Origin of the sequence: Candidatus Sphingomonas colombiensis, from assembly GCA_029202845.1 — a bacterium.
Classification (GTDB): domain Bacteria; phylum Pseudomonadota; class Alphaproteobacteria; order Sphingomonadales; family Sphingomonadaceae; genus Sphingomonas; species Sphingomonas colombiensis.
Window position 1 is genome coordinate 2341479 of record CP119315.1, and the last position, 23237, is coordinate 2364715.

Annotated in this window: 21 protein-coding genes; 2 read left to right on the forward strand and 19 right to left on the reverse strand. The window is 64.4% G+C overall.

Annotated elements, in window-relative coordinates:
* Positions 1 to 47: 47 nt before the first annotated feature.
* The 10 genes from pcaD to P0Y64_11385 are packed head-to-tail and all read right to left on the reverse strand — an operon-like array spanning position 48 to position 8468.
* On the reverse strand, positions 48 to 836 hold the full coding sequence (gene pcaD / locus P0Y64_11340) for a 3-oxoadipate enol-lactonase (protein ID WEK41987.1): 789 nt from the start codon (positions 834 to 836) through the stop codon (positions 48 to 50).
* 2 nt (positions 837 to 838) lie between these two features.
* The gene (gene pcaF / locus P0Y64_11345; protein ID WEK41988.1) at positions 839 to 2035 is read right to left on the reverse strand and encodes a 3-oxoadipyl-CoA thiolase; all 1197 of its coding nucleotides are present in this window, start codon (positions 2033 to 2035) and stop codon (positions 839 to 841) included.
* Positions 2032 to 2688 carry a 3-oxoacid CoA-transferase subunit B gene (locus P0Y64_11350; GenBank protein WEK41989.1) on the reverse strand — a complete coding sequence of 219 codons (657 nt, stop codon included), beginning with the start codon at positions 2686 to 2688 and terminating at the stop codon, positions 2032 to 2034. Before P0Y64_11350 ends, pcaF begins: the two co-directional genes overlap by 4 nt.
* A 1-nt stretch (position 2689) precedes the next feature.
* Complete coding sequence (locus P0Y64_11355) at positions 2690 to 3400, reverse strand: CoA transferase subunit A (GenBank protein WEK41990.1); 711 nt, start codon at positions 3398 to 3400, stop codon at positions 2690 to 2692.
* Between the two features lie 10 nt (positions 3401 to 3410).
* On the reverse strand, positions 3411 to 4196 hold the full coding sequence (locus P0Y64_11360; GenBank protein WEK41991.1) for a 1,6-dihydroxycyclohexa-2,4-diene-1-carboxylate dehydrogenase: 786 nt from the start codon (positions 4194 to 4196) through the stop codon (positions 3411 to 3413).
* The gene (gene benB / locus P0Y64_11365) at positions 4193 to 4681 is read right to left on the reverse strand and encodes a benzoate 1,2-dioxygenase small subunit (protein ID WEK41992.1); all 489 of its coding nucleotides are present in this window, start codon (positions 4679 to 4681) and stop codon (positions 4193 to 4195) included. The genes P0Y64_11360 and benB overlap by 4 nt, the downstream gene beginning before the upstream one ends.
* Entirely contained in the window at positions 4678 to 6057 is a 1380-nt protein-coding gene (locus tag P0Y64_11370; GenBank protein ID WEK41993.1) for an SRPBCC family protein, read from the reverse strand. Before P0Y64_11370 ends, benB begins: the two co-directional genes overlap by 4 nt.
* 25 nt (positions 6058 to 6082) lie before the next feature.
* The gene (locus tag P0Y64_11375) at positions 6083 to 6976 is read right to left on the reverse strand and encodes a dioxygenase (protein ID WEK41994.1); all 894 of its coding nucleotides are present in this window, start codon (positions 6974 to 6976) and stop codon (positions 6083 to 6085) included.
* Between the two features lie 37 nt (positions 6977 to 7013).
* Entirely contained in the window at positions 7014 to 7304 is a 291-nt protein-coding gene (gene catC, locus P0Y64_11380) for a muconolactone Delta-isomerase (GenBank protein ID WEK41995.1), read from the reverse strand.
* Positions 7305 to 7307: 3 nt separating this feature from the next.
* The gene (locus tag P0Y64_11385; GenBank protein ID WEK41996.1) at positions 7308 to 8468 is read right to left on the reverse strand and encodes a muconate/chloromuconate family cycloisomerase; all 1161 of its coding nucleotides are present in this window, start codon (positions 8466 to 8468) and stop codon (positions 7308 to 7310) included.
* Positions 8469 to 8588: 120 nt separating this feature from the next.
* On the opposite strand from P0Y64_11385, the gene P0Y64_11390 reads away from it, so the two are divergent.
* Positions 8589 to 9542: a LysR family transcriptional regulator gene (locus P0Y64_11390; GenBank protein WEK41997.1), complete on the forward strand. Its 954-nt coding sequence runs from the start codon at positions 8589 to 8591 to the stop codon at positions 9540 to 9542.
* A gap of 1 nt (position 9543) precedes the next feature.
* On the opposite strand, the gene P0Y64_11395 is transcribed toward P0Y64_11390, so the two are convergent.
* The 8 genes from P0Y64_11395 to P0Y64_11430 all read right to left on the reverse strand — a co-directional run bounded on the left by P0Y64_11395 (position 9544) and on the right by P0Y64_11430 (position 21092).
* Positions 9544 to 10743: a hydrolase gene (locus P0Y64_11395; GenBank protein WEK41998.1), complete on the reverse strand. Its 1200-nt coding sequence runs from the start codon at positions 10741 to 10743 to the stop codon at positions 9544 to 9546.
* Positions 10740 to 12155 (reverse strand): succinylglutamate-semialdehyde dehydrogenase, encoded by a 1416-nt coding sequence (gene astD, locus P0Y64_11400; protein WEK41999.1) that lies wholly within the window; start codon positions 12153 to 12155, stop codon positions 10740 to 10742. Before astD ends, P0Y64_11395 begins: the two co-directional genes overlap by 4 nt.
* A 4-nt stretch (positions 12156 to 12159) precedes the next feature.
* A complete protein-coding gene (locus tag P0Y64_11405; GenBank protein WEK42000.1) occupies positions 12160 to 13176 on the reverse strand; it encodes an arginine N-succinyltransferase in 1017 nt (338 codons plus the stop codon).
* A gap of 69 nt (positions 13177 to 13245) precedes the next feature.
* Positions 13246 to 15633, reverse strand: coding sequence for a TonB-dependent receptor (locus P0Y64_11410; GenBank protein WEK42001.1), 2388 nt, complete (start codon positions 15631 to 15633; stop codon positions 13246 to 13248).
* A gap of 42 nt (positions 15634 to 15675) precedes the next feature.
* Positions 15676 to 17022, reverse strand: coding sequence for an amidohydrolase family protein (locus P0Y64_11415; GenBank protein ID WEK42002.1), 1347 nt, complete (start codon positions 17020 to 17022; stop codon positions 15676 to 15678).
* Positions 17019 to 18005, reverse strand: a complete 987-nt coding sequence (locus tag P0Y64_11420) for an alpha/beta hydrolase-fold protein (protein WEK42003.1) — start codon at positions 18003 to 18005, stop codon at positions 17019 to 17021. The genes P0Y64_11415 and P0Y64_11420 overlap by 4 nt, the downstream gene beginning before the upstream one ends.
* Before the next feature lie 34 nt (positions 18006 to 18039).
* Positions 18040 to 19728, reverse strand: coding sequence for an amidohydrolase (locus P0Y64_11425; GenBank protein WEK42004.1), 1689 nt, complete (start codon positions 19726 to 19728; stop codon positions 18040 to 18042).
* A 173-nt stretch (positions 19729 to 19901) separates the two neighbouring features.
* Positions 19902 to 21092, reverse strand: a complete 1191-nt coding sequence (locus P0Y64_11430) for an aspartate aminotransferase family protein (GenBank protein ID WEK42005.1) — start codon at positions 21090 to 21092, stop codon at positions 19902 to 19904.
* Between the two features lie 107 nt (positions 21093 to 21199).
* On the opposite strand from P0Y64_11430, the gene P0Y64_11435 reads away from it, so the two are divergent.
* The gene (locus P0Y64_11435; GenBank protein ID WEK42006.1) at positions 21200 to 22120 is read left to right on the forward strand and encodes a LysR substrate-binding domain-containing protein; all 921 of its coding nucleotides are present in this window, start codon (positions 21200 to 21202) and stop codon (positions 22118 to 22120) included.
* 83 nt (positions 22121 to 22203) lie between these two features.
* Here P0Y64_11435 and P0Y64_11440 read toward each other — a convergent pair whose 3' ends face one another.
* Positions 22204 to 22866: a spermidine synthase gene (locus P0Y64_11440; GenBank protein ID WEK42007.1), complete on the reverse strand. Its 663-nt coding sequence runs from the start codon at positions 22864 to 22866 to the stop codon at positions 22204 to 22206.
* Positions 22867 to 23237: the final 371 nt, after the last annotated feature.

The window sequence follows — 23237 nt, forward strand, 5'->3', positions numbered from 1 at the left end:
GGGAAGCGGGAAAGTAGCTCGAGCCGCTGAATTACCCATTCGCGGCATCAATTTTCCGTGATGAAATCATCCACCAGTCGGCCGAATTCATTCGGCATCTCGATGTTGCTCAGGTGAGCCGTATCCAGCATTCGCAATTGCGCGTGCTGGATCGCGTTTGCGAGGAACGTTGCTTGATCAGGAGGTGTAGCCGGATCACGCGATCCGCCGATAACAAGCGTCGGCAGCGAAATCGCGCCAACGCTGCCGCGCTGGTCCATATCGCGGATGGCGGCGCAGGCGGCCGTGTAGCCGATCGGATCGGTATCGAGGAGCATCCCCAGAATGCGCTGCGGCTCTGCCGATCTTGCCTGAAATTCCGGGGTGAACCAGCGTTCGACGACGGCACTGGCGATGGCCGCCATGCCACTGGACTTTACAAGCGCGATCCGGGAATCCCAGCTTTCCGGCGGCCCCATATAGGCCGAGGTATTGGCGAGCACCAAATGCCGCACGCGAGCCGGTGCGGAAAGGCCAAGCCACTGGCCGACCATGCCGCCAAGCGACAGACCGACGAAATCGCATTGCTGGATGCCAAGGTGATCCAGCACCGCCAGCGCGTCCGCGCCGAGACGCTCGATCCCGAAGCCGATCGGCGTGACATCCGACCGGCCGTGCCCGCGCATATCATAGCGGATGACGAAACGATGCTTCGACCAGGCCGCGATCTGATCGTCCCACATGGTGAGATTGGTGCCGAGCGAATTGGCGAGCAGCAAGGCGGGCAGATCGCGATCACCGGCGGTCTGCCAGAATATGCGGCAGCCATCGTCGGTACGAAACTCTCCGCTCGTCATTGTCAGACCCTCTCCAGAGCGAGCGCCAGCCCCTGGCCGACGCCGATACACATCGTCACCAGCGCGCGCCGTGCGCCGCTGGCCTGCAAGGCGCGGGATGCCGTTATCGCCAATCGCGCACCCGAAGCGCCAAGCGGATGGCCCAATGCGATCGCCCCGCCGTGTGGATTTACGGCGTCGGACGCCGGATCGACCCCAAGCAGGCGAAGCGAGGCGATTACCTGAGCGGCAAAGGCTTCGTTAAGCTCGATCACGTCGAAATCGCCGATGGTAAGACCAAGTCGGTCCATGAGCTTTTGCGACGCCGGGACCGGCCCCATGCCCATCACGCGGGGGGGCACGCCGGCGCTGGCCAGCCCGAGAATCCGCGCGCGCGGCACAAGGCCCGCTTTGTCGGCCGCGGCCGGCGAGGCGACGAACGCGACGGCGGCACCGTCGTTTATTCCGGACGCATTGCCGGCCGTCACCGTGCCGTCGGACGTAACCACCGGCTTCAGCTTTGCCAGTTGCTCCAGCGTGCTGGCCGGACGCGGATGCTCGTCAGCGGAAACCACGCCCCGATCGCGCGGCAACGGCACATCGCACAATTCGTCTGCGAACCACCCGGCTTCGATCGCGCGACCGGTGCGCTGCTGGCTTTGCAGCGCGAAGCGATCCTGATCCTCGCGCGTGACATGATGCTCGCGCGCGACGTTTTCCGCCGTCTGCGGCATGGTTTCGGTGCCATAAAGCGCCTTCAGCGCCGGATTGACGAAGCGCCAGCCCATGGTGGTGTCTTCCAGCGCCATGTCGCGCCCCCAGGGCTTGCCGGATTTGCCCATGACGAAGGGCGCGCGCGTCATGCTTTCGGCGCCACCAGCCAAAGCAAGCCCCATCTCGCCGGATGCGATGGCGCGCGCAGCCACCCCGATCGCGTCCGCTCCGCTGGCGCAGAGGCGGTTGACCGTCATGCCGGGCACCGTGTCGGCTATTCCGGCCAGCAGGCTGGCCATCCGGGCAATGTTGCGATTGTCCTCGCCCGCCTGATTGGCGCAACCCAGATATACGTCTTCGATCGTCGACGGATCGAGGCCCGGATTACGCGCCAGCAGCGCGCGAATTGCCACAGCGGCCAGATCGTCGGGCCGCACATCGGCCAGCGCGCCGCCATAGCGACCAAACGGCGTGCGGATGCCGTCACACAGCAGAACTTCGGTCATGCCGCCACGCCTTCGCCCAGCGCGAAGCCGGCACCCGTCGCGGCGCGAACCTGCTCCAGCGACACACCGTCGGCGAGTTCCAGCAGGGTGAGCCCGCCATTGCGCTTATCGCAGGCGAAAACGCACAGGTTGGTGATCACCATGTCCACCACGCCCTTGCCGGTCAGCGGCAGGGAGCAGCGCTCCAGCACCTTGGGCGAGCCATCCTTGGCTACGTGATCCATGACGACGACGACGCGCTTGACCCCGGCAACCAGATCCATCGCCCCGCCCATGCCCTTCACCATCTTTCCCGGGATCGTCCAATTGGCGAGATCACCGTTGGCGGCCACCTCCATCGCGCCCAGCACGGTGAGATCGATGTGGCCGCCCCGGATCATCGCGAAACTGTCCGCCGAGGAGAAAAAGCTCGATGTCGGCAACTGGGTGATGGTCTGCTTGCCGGCGTTGATCAGATCGGGATCGACTTCATCGGCATAAGGGAAGGGGCCCATGCCCAGCATCCCGTTTTCCGATTGCAGCGTGACGGGCATGCCGGCGGGAATGTAGTTCGCCACGAGCGTCGGGATGCCGATGCCGAGATTGACGTAATAGCCGGGACGCAGTTCCTGCGCCGCGCGGGCGGCCATTTGTTCGCGCGTCCAGCCGGTCATTTCAGGAATCCTTCCGTTCGCGCACGGTCAGCTTCTCGATGCGCTTTTCGTTGATGGTGCTGAGCACCACCCGATCGACATAAATGCCGGGGGTGTGGACGCAGTCGGGATCGAAGGTGCCGGCGGGCACGATCTCCTCCACCTCGACCACGGTGACCTTGCCCGCGGTGGCCATGTTCGGATTGAAGTTACGGGCGGTCTTGCGGAACTGGAGGTTGCCTTCCGGGTCCGCACGCCACGCCTTGATGATCGACAGATCGGCGCGCAGCCAGGTTTCGCGCACATATTCGTCGCCGTCGAACATTTCGATGGGCTTGCCCTCGGCCACCACGGTGCCGACCCCGGTGCGGGTGTAGAACGCGGGGATGCCCGCGCCGCCCGCGCGAATACGCTCCGCCAGCGTTCCTTGCGGGTTCAGCTCCAGCTCGAGTTCGCCGGACAGATATTGCTGTTCGAACAGCTTGTTCTCGCCGACGTAGGACGAGATCATCTTCTTCACCTGGCGGGTTTCCAGCAGCATCCAAAGACCGAAGCCATCCGCCCCGGCATTGTTCGAGACGATCGTCAGGTTCTTCACGCCCGCCGCGCGAATTTCCGGGATCAGGCTTTCCGGATTGCCCGACAGCCCGAAGCCGCCGGACATGATCGTCATGCCGTCGAACAACAGGCCGTCGAGCGCGGACCGGGGGTCGGGATAGATCTTGCTGGTCATCACGCTGCCTTCAACCAAGATCGCCGCCGGCAACGGGAAGAGTAGAGCCGGTGATGTAGCTCGCCTCGTCGGAGGCGAGGAATAGGATCGGCGCGACCTGTTCGTCGATCGTGCCGTAACGGTGCATCAGGCTGGACGAGATCGTCTGATCGACGATGGTCTGATACCAGCTTGCTTCCTGCTCGGATTGCGGCGCGCTGTTGCGCGGCACGCGGCGCGGCGGGGCATCCGTGCCGCCCGGCGCGGTGGCGACCACGCGGATGCCGTGTTCGGCATATTCGAACGCGAGCGACTGGGTGAGGGCGTTCACGCCACCTTTCGCCGCCGCATAGGGAACCCGGTTAAGCCCGCGTGTCGCGACCGACGAGACGTTGACGATCACGCCGCCGCCCGCCGTCAGCATATGCGGCAGGACGGCGTGGCAGCACCACAATGTCGGGAAGAGCGAACGGCGCACCTCCGCCTCGATCTCATGCTCGGCATATTCGGCATAAGGCTTGGCCCAGATCGTGCCGCCGACGTTGTTGACCAGCACGTCGATCCGGCCAAAGGCGTGGATCGCGTCCTGCATCGTCGCGACGGCGCCGGCATGGGTTTCAAGATCATGATTGACGGCGATCGCCCGGCCGCCGCTCGATACGATGGCGTCGGCAACCTCGGCGACAAAGCCCGCACGGTCGGCCAGCACGACCGCCGCACCCTCCGCCGCGGCGCGCGTGGCGACTCCCGCGCCGATGCCCTGCGCGGCGCCGGTGACCACCATCACCTTGTTCGAGAAGCGGTCCGGGCGGGTCATATGTGATAGATATCAATGACCTGATGGATATAGTCGTTCTTGAGCACGACCTTCTTCCTCAGGATTTTCGGTGCTTCGCCCGATACGTCGAGCGAATAGAATGACGTGCCGAAGAACTGGTGGGTCGCCTGGTTGCGATGGGCCAGCGTGTTCCAGTTGAAGCGCACTTCCACCGTATCACCCGGCGCATCGAGGATTTCGACGTTGTTGATCGCGTGGTTCGTGCGCGGCTCCGGCATGGTCGCGCTCGAACGCTCGGTGCGGATGCGGAACACCCGATCCTCCAGCCCCTGACGATCGGGATAGTAGATCAGCGAAATCTCGCGATGCGGATCTTCGACCAGCTCGTCGTCATCGGTCCATGCCGGCATCCAGAATTCGGCGCCGGGAGCATAGCATTCCAGCCATTCGTCCCACTGCCGGTCGTCGATCAGCCGCGCTTCACGATAAAGGAAGGCGCAGATCGCCTGATAGTCGCTGCTCATTCCGCCGCCTCCGCCAGGACCGCTTCGTCCCGGTCGATCGCTTCCAGCATCGCCCGCGCCCAATATTCGTGCTGCCGCACGAACAGGCCCTCGTCCTCGCTGCGTTCGCTGCTGAGCAGCGGGTTCATGCCCATGATGCGGGCATTCTCATCGGGGCCGGCGATCCAGCGGGTCGCGCCACGGCTGAGGTCGTTCCACAAGCTGCCGGCACCTTCATATGACGACTGGCAGGAACGGAACTCCTCAAGATCGTCCGGCGTGCCCATGCCGCTGACATTGAAGAAATCCTCATATTGCCGGATGCGCGTGGCGCGAAGCTCGTCGCTTTCGCCCTTCGGCGCGAAGCAATAGATGGTGACTTCGGTCTGGTTGACGCTGATCGGCCGCACGACGCGGATCTGCGTCGAGAACTGATCCATCAGGAAGACATTCGGATAAAGCGCGAGGTTGCGGCTCTGGCCGACGATCACGTCGGCGCGCTGCTTGCCGACCCGTGCCTCCAGCGCATCCTTCTGCGCCCATACGGGGCGCACTTCGGGATTGAGGACATCGGTCCACAACATGATATGGCCGTTCTCGAAGCCATAGACGCCCGCACGGCTTCTGGACCAGCCGGCGGCATCGACGGCCTTCGTCCAGCCCTTCGCCTCGACCGCCTTGCTGGCTTCCTTCGCGCGATGGCTCATCGTCGCGGCATAATTATAGTGGACCGAGCTAACGTGATAACCGTCGCACCCATTCTCCATCTGGAGCTTCCAGTTGCCGTCGAACGTATAGGTCGAGCTGCCACGGAGCACTTCCACGCCCTCTGGCGCCTGATCGACGATCTGGTCGATGATCACGCGGGTTTCGCCGAGATAGTCGGCGAGCGGCATCGCATCGGGATTGAGGCTGCCGAACAGGAAGCCGCGATAGTTCTCGAAACGCGCCACCCGCGCCAGATCGTGCGAACCATCGGTATCGAAGTTCGCGGGATAGGCGCCGGTGCTCTCGTCCTTGGCTTTCAGCAGCTTGCCGTCGTTGGTGAAGCTCCAGCCGTGGAACGGACAGGTCAGCACGCGGCGCTTGCTGCCGCGCTTGCGGCGGCACAGCATGGCGCCGCGATGCGAACAGGCATTGACGAAGGCGTTGAGCGCCTCATCCTTGGTGCGCGTGATGATGACCGGCACCCGGCCGATCCAGGTGGTGAAATAGTCATGCACCGCCGGAATCTGGCTCTCATGGGCGAGGTAAACCCAATTGCCCTCGAAGATGTGCTTCATCTCCAGCCCGAAGAGATCGGGATCGGTGAAGATGTCGCGGCGGCAGCGGAATATACCGTTGGCCGGATCGTCAACCACCGCAGTCTGGATACGTTCGCGCAGTGACATGGTCATGGCGTCTCTCCCGAAGAATTCGCGCTCAGTCGACGGCCAGGCGGTGACGCGCCGAGAAGCTTTCGCCTTCAGGTGTCGCCGCGCGCTGCAACTGGAAATCGAACGCGATATAAGCGGTATCACCCTGCCGGCTCGGCACGGGCAGCAATCCCTCACGCGTCGCGAAGGCGAAATCATCCTCGGCAAACGGATCGTCGCCGAAATTGATCTGCGTGGTCAGCGTCCGATAGCCCGGCGCCTCGAGGAAAAAGTGGACGTGAGCGGGCCGGTTGCCGTGACGCCCCAGCGCCATCATCAGTTGCTCGGTCGCGCCGCCCGGCGGCACGCTGTAGCCGTTGGGCATCTTTGACTGGAAGGAATAGCGCCCGTCGGCCCCCAGCTTGATCCGGCGACGATTGTTGAACGGCGTCTGCTCACCGGTGGGATCGAAATGCGAATAGAAGCCCTTCGAATTGGCATGCCAGACATGGAGAATGGCGCCCTCGACCGGTTCGCCGTCCGGTCCCGTCACGCGGCCCGTCATGCGCAGCGTGCCGGTGTCGTCGGGATCCTGCGTCAGGTTCGCATCGCCCTCGACCAGTGGCGCGCCTTCGACATAGAGCGGGCCTTCGATGGTGCGCGGGGTGCCACCGGAGAGCCCGGCCGCGGCATCGCGTGCGTCCATGAGGAGGTCCATGAAATGCTCCAGGCCAGTGCCCGGCGCGATCAGGCCGAACTCGCCGGCGCCATCCTGAAGATATTTGACCGCAAGCCAGAACTCGCTCTCGGTAATATCGTGGCGCACGATCACGTTCATGGTCGCTTCCAGCAGATCGCGCAGGATCACCTTCAACCGCGGATTGCCGGTGGGGCTGTCGACGCCCGTGGCGCGATCAAGCAGTTGCTGGACCGCAGGGGTCTTTACGAAATTCACGTCCATAATCTCTCTCCCAATGGGTAAGCAGCCGCTGTGCAGCTCAGCTATCGTCGTCGTGTATCGATGAAGGGTGGCGATTGAGCGGGGTCACCGCGATTTCCATGAAGGGGAACAGCGGGAGCGTGCTGACCAGATCGTGCAGTTCCTGCGCATCGGCGACGTCGAAAATGCTGATGTTCGAATACTGGCCCGAGATCCGCCAGATATGGCGCCACTTGCCCTCGCGCTGGAGGTGCTGGCTGCGTTCCTTCTCGACGCGTTTCAACTCATCGATGCGGAGCGGATTAGCGTCGTGCGGAATGCGGATATCCATGCGGACATGAAACAGCATCGGTCAGGCCTTTCCGGCAGGAGTGAGGGGATGGATCGACTTGCGCGCGCCATCGCGGCGGAAGAACGCAAGCTTGTCGGCATCGATCGCGACACCGATTCCGGGGCCCGACGGCACCTCGACCGCGAAATCGCGATATTGCAGCGGCACTTCGAGAATTTCCTCGGTCAGCAATAGCGGGCCGAACAGCTCGGTCTGGAACTGAAGCTGCGGAAACGTGGCGAAGACATGGGCGGATGCCGCCGTCGCGACGCCGGCTTCCAGCATCGTGCCGCCATAGAGCGCGATGCCGGCGGCATCGGCGATGGCCCCGACCTTGATCGCGCCGAACAGGCCGCCCGATTGTTGAATTTTCACCGCGAATACGTCGGCGGCGGCATGGCAGGCATAATCGAACGCGACGTTGGGGCCTTTCAGCGCCTCGTCCGCCATCACCGGCATGGCGAAATGCCGCGTCAGCCGCGCCATCGCGGCACGCTGGTGATGCGCGACGGGCTGTTCGACGAGGTCGCAGCCCGCATCCTCCAGCATCGCGATGCCGCGCATGGATTCGCTCTCGCTCCATGCCTGATTGACGTCCACCCGCACGCTGGCCCGATCGCCAAGCGCGGCCTTGATCGCCGCGACATGGGCAACGTCGTCGATGATGGCGCGCTTGCCGATCTTCAGCTTGAAGATGTTGTGCCGCCGCGCCGCGAGCATCTGTTCGGCCTCGGCGATGTCGGCCTGGGTGTCGCCGCTTGCCAGCGTCCACGCGACCGGCAGCCGATCGCGGCGCCGTCCGCCAAGAAGCTCGCTCAGCGGCAGGCCGGCGCGCTTTGCCTGCGCATCGAGCAGCGCGGTTTCGACCGCGCACTTCGCGAACATGTTGCCGACCACCGACTTGCCGATCTGGTCCATCAGCAGGGCGGGGCGGGTGGCATCGGCGTTCAGCAGAAGGGGGGCGATATAGGTATCGATGGCGAGCTTGATGCCTTCGGGACTTTCATCGCCGTAGCTCAGCCCGCCGATCGTGGTCGCTTCGCCCAGGCCGATCACGCCGTCGCTACATTGCAACTGAAGTATGACCAAGGTTTGCCGATACATCGTCGACATGGCCAGTACGTGTGGTCGGATCGTTGGCACGTCGACCAGAATTGCTTCAACGGCTTCGATTATCGTCACGTTCCAGCCTCTCGCCCGAGAAATGAGCAATCTCGGTATGGCGACGATACTATCCCTTGGCGGCACGCCTGAAAAAGACTATCTCCGGTTCATTCTATACCGTCAGGGTATGGCGAGAGCATGCTCGACCTACGTCATCTTCGTTATTTCATTGCGGTCGCCAGCGAACGCAGCTTCACGCGCGCGGCGGAGGTGCTCCATATGGCACAGCCACCGCTCAGCCGGCAGATTCAGCAGATCGAGGAGATTATCGGCGCCACGCTGATCGATCGCGACAAGCGCCCGCTCGAACTGACGCCGGCGGGCAGATTGTTCCACGAGCAGGCCCTGCAAGTGGTGCAGCGGATGGTGCAGTTGCAAAAGGCGATGGAGAGTTTCCTCGCGGCAGAGCGCCGCCGTCTCAACGTCGGTTTCGTGCCATCGACGATTTATGCCCGCCTGCCCGATATCATCCGCACTTTCCGGGCGGTCGCGCCCGATGTCGATATCAACCTTGAGGAAATGACCAGCCTCGAACAGGCCAGCGCACTGAAGGAAGGCCGGATAGATATCGGCTTCGGGCGCATTCGTGTCGATGATCCCGTGCTCGAACAAATGGTTCTGCGGCTGGAGCCGATGGTGCTCGCCATGCCGTTGCGCCATCCGCTGGCGGCGGGCGATCGACCGATCTCCCTCGCGCAACTCGCGGGATATCCGCTGATCATCTACCCCCGCGCGCCGCGCCCGAGTTACGCCGACATGGTGCTGGCGTTGCTGCGCGAACATGATGTCGAACCGGGCGAGATTCGCGAGGTAAAGGAAGTGCAGACCGCGATCGGGCTGGTCGCGGCGGAATCGGGCCTGTGTCTGGTTCCCACATCGGTGCAGCGGCTGGGGCGATCGGACGTGGTCTATCGCGAACTCGTCGAGGAGGCCGCTTCCCCGATCACGATGAACATTCGTTCGGGCGATCGATCGACCGTCCTGCTGACGATGGCGAAGGTGATCGCGCAGGTCTATCGCGACTGGGATTGGCCGGTGCCGGCGGTGTTGACGGAGTTCATCGGCCCGGAGCCGCGGCCGTTCACGATCTGAACTATCGTCGTCCGTCCGCCAGCCGCATCAGGACAAGCGCCGATAGCTGCGCCCGCTCCACCAGACTATCGACGACCATGAATTCGCGGGCCGAATGAATCGCCCCGCCGCGCACGCCCATCGTATCGATCACCGGCACCCCGCATGCCGCGATATTGTTGCCGTCGCAAACCCCGCCCGAAGGCTGCCAGTCCAGTTTCTGACCTAGCGCCGCGCCGCAATCCCGGACGAACGAAAACAACTCCTCCATATTGCGGGTGATGGGGCGGGGCGGCCTCGTGAAGCCGCCGTGCAAGCGGATCAGCACCTCATGACGGTGCGAGACGGCGGCGATCGCCGTGCGCAGCGCCTGCGACGCGCGCTCCTGATCGTCGGGCCCGCGCGGGCGCATATTGACGTGCAATGTCACGTCATCCGGCACCACGTTGTTCGGGGAGCCACCTTCGATCCGGGCCGGGTTGACGGACAGTCCGTCGCTCCGCGCATCGGCGAGGATCAGCGCGAGTTCGGCCGCCGCCAGAAGCGCGTTGCGCCCATCGGCGGGATTGCGACCGGCATGGGCCGAGCGCCCCGAAACGTGCAGCGCGAAATTGCCGTTGCCGGGCCGCGACGATGCGAAGGCGCCTTCGACGGTTTGCGCCGGCTCATAGGTGAAGGCCGCGCGCTTGCCCCGCGCGGCTTGGGCAAATAGCGGCGCCGACCCGCCGGAGCCGATCTCCTCATCGGCATTGATGATCACCTCATAGCCGAGCCGCCTCGCGGAGCTGGATTGCTCAACCGCCGCAAGTGCGGCCAGCATGACCGCGATCCCGCCCTTCATGTCGGCCACGCCGGGGCCGTTCACGATCCCGTCCGCCGAGACGGCCGAAACCTGTTGAAAGGGATGATCCGCGCCAAAGACGGTATCCATGTGCCCGGTCAGCAGAAGCTGCAGCGGCGCATCTGGCCTTACGCGCAGATGCAGGTTGCGCCCCAATTGCCCCTCTGCCGCGCCCGCCGCCCGTTGATCGGCGGCGTCCAGCAGTTTCAGCTCGCCCGGCAACACCGCGAACGCGTCGGCAAGCTCGCCGGCCATCCGCGCCAGACCGTCGAGATTGCGCGAGCCTGAATTGATCGCCGACCAGCGCAGGGTGTGCGCCAGCAAGGGGGCGTGGCCCAGGCTTTCCAGCGCGGTCTGCTCCCGGGAGGCAAGGGCCATCATTGCGCGGGGCGCAGGCCGGGTATCGTGCCTCCGTCGATTTGTTGGGCCTCAAGGCTCGCCACGGGCCACGCGCAATAATCCGCCGCGTAATAGGCGCTGGGGCGATGATTGCCGGAGGTGCCGACACCGCCGAACGGCGCGGCGGACGATGCCCCGGTCGTGGGGCGGTTCCAGTTGACCACGCCCGCGCGCGAGGCCGCCCAGAATCGATCGTAGAGCGGTTGATCGCCGCCGATGAGAGCCGCCGCGAGACCAAAACGCGTCGCATTGGCGGCGGCCAGCGCGGCATCGAAATTCTCGACGCGGATCACTTGCAGCACCGGGCCGAAGATCTCCTCGTCGGGCACCGACAGGCCGGTCACATCGATGATCGCCGGGGACAGCAGCGGCGTGTTCTCGCGCAGCCGCCGGAGCGGCAAAATCACCTGTCCACCCGCCGCGACAAGCCTTTGCCACGCCTGCTCGACTCGCTGAGCGGCGACCATGTCGACCACCGGCCCGATATATGGCGCAGGCTCCTCGAACGGACCCCCGGCAATCACGCGTGCGGCCAGACCAGCTACCGCCGCGAGGAGCGCTTCGTTGCTCGGCCCGACAATCAGGCGCCGCGCGCAGGTGCAGCGCTGGCCGGCCGAAATGAAGGCCGACTGGACGATCAGCGATGCCGCATTGTCGATGTCGCTCGCCGGGACGTCCCAGGCGATCAGCGGGTTATTGCCCCCGGCCTCGATGGCGAGAATTCGATCCGGCCGATGGGCGAAGGCCTCGTGCAGCGCAAGCCCGGTGGCTGAAGACCCGGTAAACAGGAGACCGTCGATCCCGTCATGCCTCGCAATTGCGCGACCCGTATCGGCGCGGCCCTGCGCGAGCACCAGCACATCGTCTGGCAATCCGGCTTCGCGCCATAGCGCAGCCATCAGCTCGCCACTGGCTGGCGTCAGTTCGGAAGGCTTGAAAACCACGGTGTTACCCGCGAGCAGCGCCGGCACGATGTGCCCGTTGGGCAAATGCGCGGGGAAGTTATAAGGCCCGAGAACCGCGAGGACGCCATGTGGCTTGTGGCGAACGGCCTGGTGCGCGCCAGCCACTTCGCCGTGCCGCTCTCCGGCGCGATCGGCCTGCGCCGCGATCGAGATCGCGACCTTGGCCGCCACCGAGGCTATTTCGGTCCGCGCCTCCCAGATGGGTTTGCCGGTTTCGCGCGCGATGGTCGTGGCGAACGTCTCCGCATTCGCTTTCACCGCATCGGCATAGTGGGTGGCGATCGCGACGCGCTCGGCAAGCGGGCGCAGCGCCCAATCGGCCTGAACGCGCCGCGCACGGGCGACGGCCGCGTCCACGTCCGCATCATGCCCTTCCCACACCACCTCGCCGGTCATCGGGTCGATGGAAGTCCAACTGGCCACCGTCATCATCCTATTTTCCTGCGGTTACGTGGCGAACGAGATCGCCCGCCGAGCATTTGAGCGCGGCGGCGGCCTCCGCCGACACGACGAGTCCGTCATCGTCGACAGCCGCCTTCACGCGCACGATGCGAAAATCGCCAAGCCGGGTGGATGCGACCAACCGTTCGGCGGCGAGAGGGTCCGGCGAGCCGATCCGCAGCGCCGCCTCCGCGCTATCCGCGACCGTTCGGATCCGGGCCAGCGGCGCGATCACCTGCGGCCCGGCATCGAACACATCGATATAGTTTTCGAAGCGAAAGCCTTCTTCCGTCAGCATCGCCATGGCGATGGCGCTGGTATCGTGGGGCTTGCCGATACAGGCCCGCGCATCTTCGGGAAGCAGATCGAGGTAGATCGGAAATTTGGGCATCAGATTGGCGATGAATTCCGCGCCTTTGGTAGCGCTGACCCGATCGGCGCTGGCGAAATCCATGCGGAAGAACTTCTCGCCGACCGCGGACCAGAAGGGGTTGTCGCCCTGCTGATTTTGCCAGCCGCGCATTTCGGCGATCACCCGGTCGGCGAAAAGCGCGGGGAAGCAGGCCATCAGCATATAACGCGCGCGCGCCAGGAGGCGCCCCGCGCCGCCCTTGCGCAGATCCGGCCGCACCGCGAGCGTGCCGATCTCGGTCAGGCCGGTATAGGCGTTCGAGAGATTGAGCACCGTGCAGTCGAGGTCAAACCCGATCTGCGAGCTGTGATTGACCAGCCGATCGACATGATAGGAGAAGAAACCGAACGGATGGCCGATTTGTGGATAGACCGCCGACACGCCGAGCAGCGTGCCCGTTTCGGCGTCTTCGAGGGCCATCAGATATTGCGCGTCCTGCCGCGATGCCGTGCCGGCGAAACTGGCGACGGCGGCCTCGATCTTGGCCGAAAGCGTATCCCGATTGGCCGGAAAGGTTGTCATTCCCGGCCCCAGCGCTTCCGCCAGAGCGAACAGCGCGTCGATGTCGTCCGTCTTTACAGGCCTGACAATCCACACTGGCCGTGATCCTTCAAAAAATCGGTGAGGAGAGGGCGCCTTCGACGTGACGACGCCCTCTCGCTCAAGTCAGGGCCTGTAGGTCAGCGACAGGCCGATCGTCCGCGGACGCTGGGACTGCTGCTGGAACAGGGTCGATGCGATATTGTCGCGGCGGTTGATCAGGATGTCCTGCTCGCCGAGCAGATTGTTGACGAACAGCGAGGCGTCCACCGCCTCGTTGATCTTCATGCCGACGCGTGCATTGACCATGTGCGTTTCCGGCGTGACGCCCCAGGCTGGATCCGAGCCGGGAATGCGCGGATCGAGAAACGTCGTGAGCCGTCCCTTGCTGGCATATTGATAGTCGGCGCGAATATAGCCGCGATTGCTTCCGATCGGGAAACGATACTCCGCCGAAGCGGTGCCCTGCCAGGGCGGAGCGGCGAAGGCGGGCTGGTTGCCGATGCCGTCGCCGGCCACAACCATCGGAACGCCGTTCGTCGCCAGCAACGTTTCCGTGAACGCCGCGTCGGTATATCCGAGCGTGAAGCCCAGCGTGAGGCCGTTCGTGGGCTTCACGTTGAGCGACATGTCGAAGCCGCGGCTGCGTGCCTTGCCCTGGTTCGCGATATAGCCAAGCCCGCAGGTGGCGAGCAGCACGCGCTGTTGGATGTTGTCCCAGTTGATCTGATAGACGCTCGCATCAAACGACACGGCGCCGTTCAGGGCTTTGCCCTTCGCGCCGAGTTCGTAGCTCCACACCGTATCCGACTTGTAGGATGCGGGCGAGGATTTGAGCCCCAGCGACGCCAGATCCGCCGCGCAGCTGTTGCCGCCCGAAGTGGGCAGGCCGGGATTGATGCCGCCGATACGGAAGCCCTTCGCGGCGGACGTATAGAACAACAGATTGTCTGTAGCCTGGAAGTTCAGCCCGAATTTGGGCGTAACCGGCGATTCCTTGATGGAGCCGCTCGCCCGGGGAACACTGTCCGCGCCCGGACCGGCCTGAACGTTATCGAACACGTGCTTGGTCGAAGATACTCGCACGCCGGTCGTGAACGTCAGTTGATCGGTGATCTTGTAGTTTACGTTGGCGAAGCCGGCGATCTGCTCGTCGGTGGACCGGGAATTGTTGAGGAGAACGATATTGCCGTTAAGCGCGCCGAACGGGCCGGCCACCGCCGCGGGGCCAAAAGTGCTCGCGACGATGTCGTTCCAGCGATTGTCCGTATTGAGCTGATTGTTGGTCTGTTTCGCCTTGGTGTAAAAAGCCCCGACAACCCAGCTGAAGCGCGCATCATTGTCGGTCGATTGCAGGCGAACTTCCTGCGTGAACACCCTTTGCGTATTGTGCATATCGCCAAGGCCGACCTGATTGGGATAGATCGGATAGGGATTGCGCGGGCGCGTGATGATTAACTGGTGGAATGAGGTGTAGTCGAAATTCGCCTGTGTCTTGCGATCGAGGTAGGACGTGTTCGACGTGATTTTCACCGGGCCGGCATCCACCTCGACATCGAGCGCCGGAATGTAGAATTCGTCATGCGAACTTTCGGCGATCGGATTGCCGTTGAGGAAAATCCCCTTGCTCGGATTGGACACGATCGCCGGATTGGAGAAGCGCGACCAGAAATTCCCGGAATCGTTGGTATCGACATTCTGATAGAAGATCGACGGTGTGATGGTGACGGCGGACGAGGGCGCAAAGGTTACCGCGCCGCGCACGACATAGGCGTCCGCGCTGTTCGCGTTCTTCTGAACCACCGATTGGTTGAACGAGCTTACCCGATCGACCCAGCCGCCATCGTGGCGATATTGGGCGCTGAACCGGAAGCCGAGAACATCATTGACGATCGGGCCGCCGACAGCGCCGCCGATTTCGTAAGACGGGGCGCCATGTTCCGTCGCGGCTACCTCGGCTTTGCCGAAGCCGGAATAATCCGTGAGGCTGGGCTTGGGGAGGATGAACCGCACCGCGCCGCCCTGCGAGCCGGCGCCGAACAGGGTTCCCTGCGGTCCGCGCAGAACCTCCACACGGTCAAGATCGAACACCTGCGGGAAGGGGTTGAACGACGAGAAGCCAAGCCCGCGAACCTGGATCGGCGTGTCATTCAGGTAAATCGCCGTGGTGGCGGCGCCGCCGCTTGCCTGGATGCCGCGAATGGCGATCTGGGTGGTGTTGCCGAAACCGGATTTGGCGAAACGCAGGCCAGGGGTCAGACGGCTGATGTCTTCGATGCTCTTGACGCCCTGACTGTCGAGCGCGGCCTGCGAATAAGCGGCGATCGAGAGCGGAACCTTGCTGAGCGTTTCTTCCTTGCGGGTAGCGGTAACGACGATTTCGGTGGAGTCATCACTCGGATTGGCGGCCGCTGCGGGAGCCGCGGAGGTCTGCGCCTGTGCGTGCGAGCACATCATCAGGATTACGACGCTCGTGGTGCCGAGGAACTTCGGTATATTCTTCGAATTACACATTTTACTTCCCCCTTTGAGATTGTGCCAAATTTTGAAAAGCCGTTATAAGTTTTTGTAAATTGAGCCGTTTTTCATGATGAGATCGAAGTTCGCGTCTGGCCGCGCGATCAGGTCGATCTGTTCCAGCGGATTGCCCCGGACGATCAGCAGATCCGCCCAGGCGCCGGCCCGGATCACGCCGAGCGGAGCCTGGCGATACGGATTGCGAGGCCCGCTCATCGCCAGCAGCGCCGCATTGCCCGAGGTTGCGATCCGCAGCGTCTCCGCATTGCCGAACACCTGCGCGAACCGCGTGAGCATGATATTCTCGGTCAGGCGGCCGGGCGGCTGAAACAAGAGATCGGTGCCAAAGGCGACCTTCACGCCATGCTTCTTCGCCAGTTCGAGCGCAGGCTTCCAGCTGCCCACCATTCCGGTCGACGTGACCTTTTCCATCTGGGCGTGCGACAGTGAATTGTCGCCAAGCTCGAATGGCTGAATGCTGAGCCACGCATTCTTCTGGCCCATCAGCGCGATCGTCGCTTCGTCCGCCAGATGGCCGTGCTCGATCGAGAGAACGCCGCCCTCCAGAGCGCGGCGGATGCCGGCCGAGGTATAGACATGAGCGGCGACATAGGTGCCCCAGTCGCGCGCCGCCTGCACCGCCGCGCGCAGCTCATCCGGCACGAACTGGATGCTGTCGATCGGATCGAAATCCGAAACGACGCCGCCGCCCAGCGCCATCTTGATCTGGCTCGCGCCCTTGCGGAGTTGATCGCGGACGGCGGCCAGCACCTCGGGCGTGCCGTTCGCCACGACCGACTGGCCGACGAGATCCGTGTGGGGCGGTTCCCCGCCAAGCGTGTGCGGGCGATCGAACGGCGCCGACATATCGCCATGGCCGCCGGTTTGCGAAATGATCGCCCCGCTCGGGAACACGCGCGGGCCCGGAATCACGCCTGTATCGATTGCCGCTTTGAGCCCGAACGAGGGGCCACCCGTATCGCGCACCGTGGTGAACCCACGCATGATCGAGCGCTGCGCCTCAGCCACGCTCTTCGCATACATCAGGCCGGGGTCGCTGCCGTTCAGATCGGCGAACGACGCGGACGCGGCCGTCATATGCCAGTGCGCGTCTATCAGCCCCGGCATCAATGTACGGGCGGCACCCTCGATAATCTGATCGACGCCGGCCTCGGGCAACGGCGACGTGGACACATGCTTGATCAACGCGCCCTCGATCAGCACATGGCCATCGCTCAATTGCGTGGAAGCGCCATCGAAGATGCGCACGTTGCGGATCAAAGTGCGCCGCGGCGGCGCGGTTTGCGCGGTGACCGCCGAAGCGCCCGCAACCGCCGACGCCATGGCGCCGCCCAGCAGCTTGCGGCGGGAAAGCGACAAGCTCATTTCCCGGCGCTCCCCGCATCCGAGGGAGGGCTGAAGGCAAAGCGCAACGCTCGCCCGATCGAAGCGGAGAGATTGCCGGCGTGGAAATTGGCCGGGGTTATTTCGAGCAGCGCGACGTTGCCGCTGCCTCCGTCGCTCGGGATGGAGCCGACCAGTTCGCGGGCATTGTCCACCATCCGCGCCAGTTTGATGGTGGCGATCATCACATCTCGATCATGCCCGATGGGCAGCAGCAGTTGATCCGTCGATTGTTCCAGCGCGCCGACGGTCACCAGCAGGCGCTGCTGCTTCATGGCGCGCGCGTGCGCCGGGCTCTTCAGCAACTCGCCGTCGTTCCACCACAGCGAGGGACTGCTGGCGATATAGCTGCGAAAGGCGCCGGGGTGGGCCAGCATCGTCTGGACGGTGAACAGGCCGCCGAGCGAATGGCCGAACAGCGCCTGATTGGCGGGATCGATCCGGGCGTGCGCCGCAACGAATGGGCGCACCTCCTGGGTAATGAAGCGGAAAAACGGCTCCGCGTCGCCGAAGCTGGTCTGCTTGTTCAGCCACGCATCGCGCAGCCCCGGCGGCACATGCTCGGCCGGTGTCGGCGGCGTGAAATCAAGATTGCGGCGGTTGAGGCGATCATTGTCCGGATAGCCGATCCCGACGATCACCGCCGGGGCGACTCCTTCGCCAACCTGCAAACGCGACTGGATCGCCGCCGGAATGAAATTGGTGTCGCCGTCGGTGACGAAAAGCACCGGATAGCCGGCAGGCGGCGGCGGTGATGCCGGGATGGAAAGGTAAATTCGGTAAGCCCGGCCCGTGCTGGCCGAAACCATGTCATACTGACGGGCGCCGGCGAACGTGACGGGTTCGCCGGGCGCGCGATCTTGCCGCACGGCACCGGCATCGGCACGGCGTTGCGCCTGCGCGGATCCGGCAACGGAGAGCAGCGTCGCGGCGAGCGCGAATCCGATCTTTCGCAACATGCTCATGTCATGCTTTCCCCCTGATGAAGTGCGCTTGGTATCAAGCAGTCCTGGTGAACCGCTCCACGCCCCCGACGATCGTCGACAGCACTTCCACCTTCGCGATTTTGGCGGGCGCGACCTCCGCCGGATTTTCCGCCAGCACGACGAAATCGGCGAGCTTGCCCGTCGCGATGGTGCCAAGCCGGTCTTCCTGAAATCCGGCGAAGGCGTTTGCCGCGGTATAGGCGTGCAAGGCCTCGGCCACCGTGACCCGCTGTTCCGGCACGAAGCCGCCGGGATATCGGCCATCGGTCGTCTGACGCAGCACCGCCGCCTGGATTCCCGCGAGCGGATCCAGCGGGGCGACCGGCCAGTCGGATCCGAAAGTCACGGTCGCGCCGGCATCGAGCAGCGAACGAAACGCCCATGATCCGTGCAGGCGATTTTCCCCGAGCGGCCGCGCGGCCCAGCGACCGTCGTCGATGGCGTGATAGGGTTGCATCGAGGCGATGACCTGCTGCGCCTTGAAGCGGGGGATCGAGCGGTCGAGCAAATGCTGGGCATGCTCGATGCGGAAGCGCCGATCGCGCGGGCCGTTTCGGGCCGCTACCTCGGCGAAGATATCGAGCGCCAGTTCGTTGGCCGCCGTGCCGATCGCGTGGCAGGCGACTTGCAGTCCGGCGGCGTCCGCGCCTGCTATCCAGCCTTTCAATACCTCGGCCGGCTGGCGGACGAGCCCATGATTATGCGGATCGTCCGCATAAGGCGCGTCCATATAGGCGGTACGGGAGCCGAGCGACCCATCGACGAATGCCTTCACGCCGCCCCAGCGAACCCAATCGTCGCCGCGACCGTCGCTGCGGATCAGCTCTGCGAGCTTCTCCCAATCCTGCGCCGGGACCAGCGAATAGAAGCGCATGCCCGGCTCTCCGGCGGCGCGCAGCCGGCGGAATGCGTGATGCGCGGTCCAGTCCAGATCGGTGCCATGGGCCTGGGTGACGCCACGCGAAAGCGCGCGGGCGATCCCCAGCTTCACGGCCGCATCGACCTCCGCGTCGGACGCCGGCGGAATCACCCGCTCCACCAGTTCGAGCGCATTGTCGCGCAGGATGCCGGTCGGCTCGCCAGCGCTGTCGCGCAGGATCGTGCCGCCCGCCGGATCGGGCGTATGGCGATCGATCCCGGCCAGCTTCAGCGCCAGCGAATTCACCAGCTTGGTGTGGCCGTCGGTGCGGGTGACGGCGACCGGCGTGTTCGGCGTGTGCGCGTCAATCCACTGGCGGGTTGGCAGTTCGCCGCCCCAACGCTCCGCATCCCAACCAAACCCTTCGAGCCATTTGCCGGCGGGCAGTTTCTGCGCGGCGGCGGCGAGCGCCGATTTGAAAGCGTCCGGCGTGGCGGCGGACAGCAGATCCACCTGCGTCAGCATCATCGATCCGATGACGAAATGGGTGTGATTGTCCGTCATACCGGGCACGACAAAGGCGCCGGCGAGATCGATGATCCGGGTTCGCGGCCCACGCCGACGCGCAACATCGGCCGAGCCCAGTGCGGCGATGCGATCGCCGGCAACGCCGATCGCGTCCGTCCACGCCGCATTGGATACGCCCGTCCAGATGCGGGCATTGCGGTAGATGGTGGTGAGTTCGCCCGTGGTTGGGGGCAGGCCGCCAAACGCCCGGGGCGCGTAGCCGGCCAATGCGGCGCCGGATGTGGCGGCAGCGATGAAATTGCGGCGCGTAATCATCGAGCCTCCCCCCAAAGAAATGCGGCTTTCGTTCGTCGCCGCCCCCGGATTATCATTCGTCCGGGCTATCAACGGCCCCAGCCCATCCGGCTTATCCAAATGGGGCGGGGGGAAACATGATCGTTTGAGTCTGCATTATACCCGGTGGGTATGGGGTGACGCCGCGCTTCACCTCAGGCCGCCTGCCGCTGCGTCGCGATGGCTTCGCACGTCGCGCCCACCCGGCGCAGGATCTCATCACCCTCGGCGCGCGTCAGGATCAACGGGGGCAATATGCGAACGATATTGTCTCCCCCGCCCGAGAGCAGCAGAAACTCCTCGCGTGCCTGCGCCATGAACTCACGATTGTTGACCGCCAGCTTCAGGCCGACGAGCAACCCCTTGCCGCGCAATTCCTGAATGATCTGCGGGTATTGGCGCGAAATCGCGGCGAGCCCGTCGCGCAGATAGCCCGATATCTCGCGCGCGTTGCTGAGCATAGCCTCATCCGCCAGCACATCGAACGCGGCGGTGGCGACCGCCATTGCGAGGGGGTTGCCGCCGAAGGTGGAGCCATGGGTGCCGACAGTCATCGCGGCGGCGGCCGTTTCGCTCGCCACGCACGCGCCCACCGGGAAGCCCGCGCCCAGCGCCTTGGCGATGGCCATGATGTCCGGGGCCGCTCCATCGAACCATTGATGCGCGAAGAGCTTGCCGGTGCGGCCCATGCCGCTTTGCACCTCGTCGTGGATCAGCAGTACCCCGTTCGCCGTGCAAAGCCGACGCAGCCGCAGCAGCATTTCGCCGCTGATCGCACGCGCGCCGCCTTCGCCCTGCACCGGCTCGATAATGACCGCGGCGGCGGTGGCGGCGCCGATCGCGGCCTCGATCGCTTCCGCATCGTCGAGATCGAGTTGAACGAAGCCGGGCATGCGCGGGCCGAACCCGCTGAGATAAGCATCATTGCCGGAGGCATTGAGCGCGGCGAACGTGCGGCCATGGAACGATCCGGCAAGGCCGATCACGTCAACCCGCTCGGTCTCGCCGCGCGCGGCGTGATATTTGCGCGCCATCTTGATCGCGCATTCCACCGCTTCGGTGCCGGTGTTGCAGAAGAACACCCGGTCAGCAAAACAGGAATCGACCAGTCGCTGCGCCAACGCCTGTTGCCCGTCGATGCGCAGTGCATTGGAAATATGCCACAATTTGTCCGCCTGATGCCGAAGCGCGGAAACCAGGACTGGATGGCAATGCCCCAGTGCATTTGTCGCGACGCCGCCGATACAGTCGAGCCAGCGCGTGCCGTCGGCTTCGATCAGCCAGATGCCTTCGCCGCGAACCGGCGTGACGGGGGCGGGCGCGTAAACGGGAAGTATGGCGGACATGGCGACCTCTTGCGTTCTGACGGCGCCCGCAGGCGCGATCCCGCCGCTATCCCGAGTGGAACCCGGCTCGCAAAACGCAAAATCCACATGCTATATTCCAAAACGGAATGAAGGACGATCGCCGCCAGACGCTGCCCCCGATGACGATGCTGCACAGTTTTGCCGCAGCCGTCCGCTATGGAAATTTTACGCGCGCCGGCGCCGAAATCGGCCTGACGCAAAGCGCGGTCAGCCGGCAGATCGCGGGGCTGGAACACTGGCTCGGCAGGGCGCTGTTCGACAGAATCGGACGGCGCATAAGGTTGAACGAGGCCGGCCATGCTTATGCCCAGGCGATTCTTCCCGCACTCGATATGATCCGCAGGGCCACGGGGGCGGTTCTGGAGGAGGGGAGCGATATCCGCGTAATCGAACTCGCGGCATTGCCGAGTTTCGCGACGCGCTGGCTCGCGCCGCGACTGGCGTTGCTTCAGCAGGCGGCGCCCGGCGTCATATTGAACGTCACCAGCCGCTCGGACGAGTTCGACTTCGCGACCGAGCACTTCGACGCCGCGATCCATTACGGCCTGCCGAACTGGCCGGATGTCGAGCATCGCTTCCTGTTTCGCGAACGTTGTGTTCCCGTGCTGGCGCCCGCCATGTTGGAGCGCCATGGTGTTCGCGCGCCGGCGGACATCCTGAAATTGCCGCTGCTTGCCCATAGCTGGCGAAGCGACGCCTGGTCGCTGTGGACCAAGGCGTGCGGATTGCCGCCTCCGCCGCGGAAAATACCGATCTTCTCAAACTTCATGACTCTTGCCGAAGCGGTCATCGCAGGGGCTGGCGCCGCGCTGATCCCGAGCTTCATGATCGAACCAGAAATCGAGAGCGGGCGCCTCATCAGCCCGTTCGACATCGCGCTTGAAGACGAAAAGGCATATTATTGCGTCTTTCCGCCGGATCGGAAACGCAACCCGACGTTCGCGCGGTTTTTGGAATGGCTTGAGCATCAAGCAGGGCCGTCCGCGACCGCCAGTCCGATCGCGTAACTGGCGCGGCATTGTCGCCGTCTTCGGCGCTGGCGGCCGCGCGCCCCGATCACCGCGCCACAAGGCAGTGAGCGACGGAGTGCCTAAATACTCGCGATCCAGATGATGTGCCGCGCACCCTTGCCGCTGGCGCGGGCGCGAATGACCACCTCTTCGACCTTGAACCCGGCCCGCCCGAGCGCGCGCGTGAAGGCGGCATCCGGCGCGGCGGACCAGATCGCGAGCAGGCCGCCGGGCCGAAGCGCCGCCTTCGCCGCGGCCAGCCCGGTGGGCGAATAGAGGCGATCGTTGCCGATCCGCGTCAGGCCATCCGGGCCGTTATCGACATCGAGGAGGATGGCGTCATAGGCTTTCGGTCCGGCCGCGATCACCGCCCCGACGTCGTCCAGCGCGATCGTGACGCGCGGATCGTCTAGGCAGCCAGCCGCGATTTCCGCCATCGGCCCTTTTGCCCATTCGATCACCGCCGGCACCAGTTCGGCCACCGTCACCTGCGCTTTCGGACCAAGCTGCGCCAACGCCGCGCGCAACGTGAAGCCCATGCCATAGCCGCCGATCAGCAAGCGCGCGTCCGCCGACACGCGATCGCATGCGAGCGTTGCCAGCGCCTCTTCGGAGCCGCTCATGCGGCTGCTCATCAACTCTTCGCGCCCGAGCATGATGAACCAGTCGCGGCCGCGCTGCACCAGCCGCATCTCTGCGCCGCCGGGCACGGTGGTCGTGTCGATCAATATGCGGGGAAGCATCGGGATAATCCTCTTTCGATCCGGGTTTGGCGCATGGCGCGGGAGGCGTTTGCGCGCGAAATCGGGATCACCGGCGCACTATGCGCAAAGGCCGCTTTCCGCAAACCGGCGCGTCGCAGGACGCTCGTCGCCACGCGCGGAAAGGCGCGTCCGGCGAAGAGGCGGAAAAGGGCGCCAAATTCGGTCAAGCGGTTTGACATCGAAAGGCAGCTTATTAGTATTGAGTACTAAGCAAATAATCAAAGAAATCGGGGCATAGTCATGGGTGGGCATCGGCATTCCGCGACCAGTTGGGCGGGGTCGTCGCTCGGCCCGCGCCCACCGCGGCGGTCTTCGCGATCCCGGAGGGCGACCAGGGGGCTGGCGAAGGT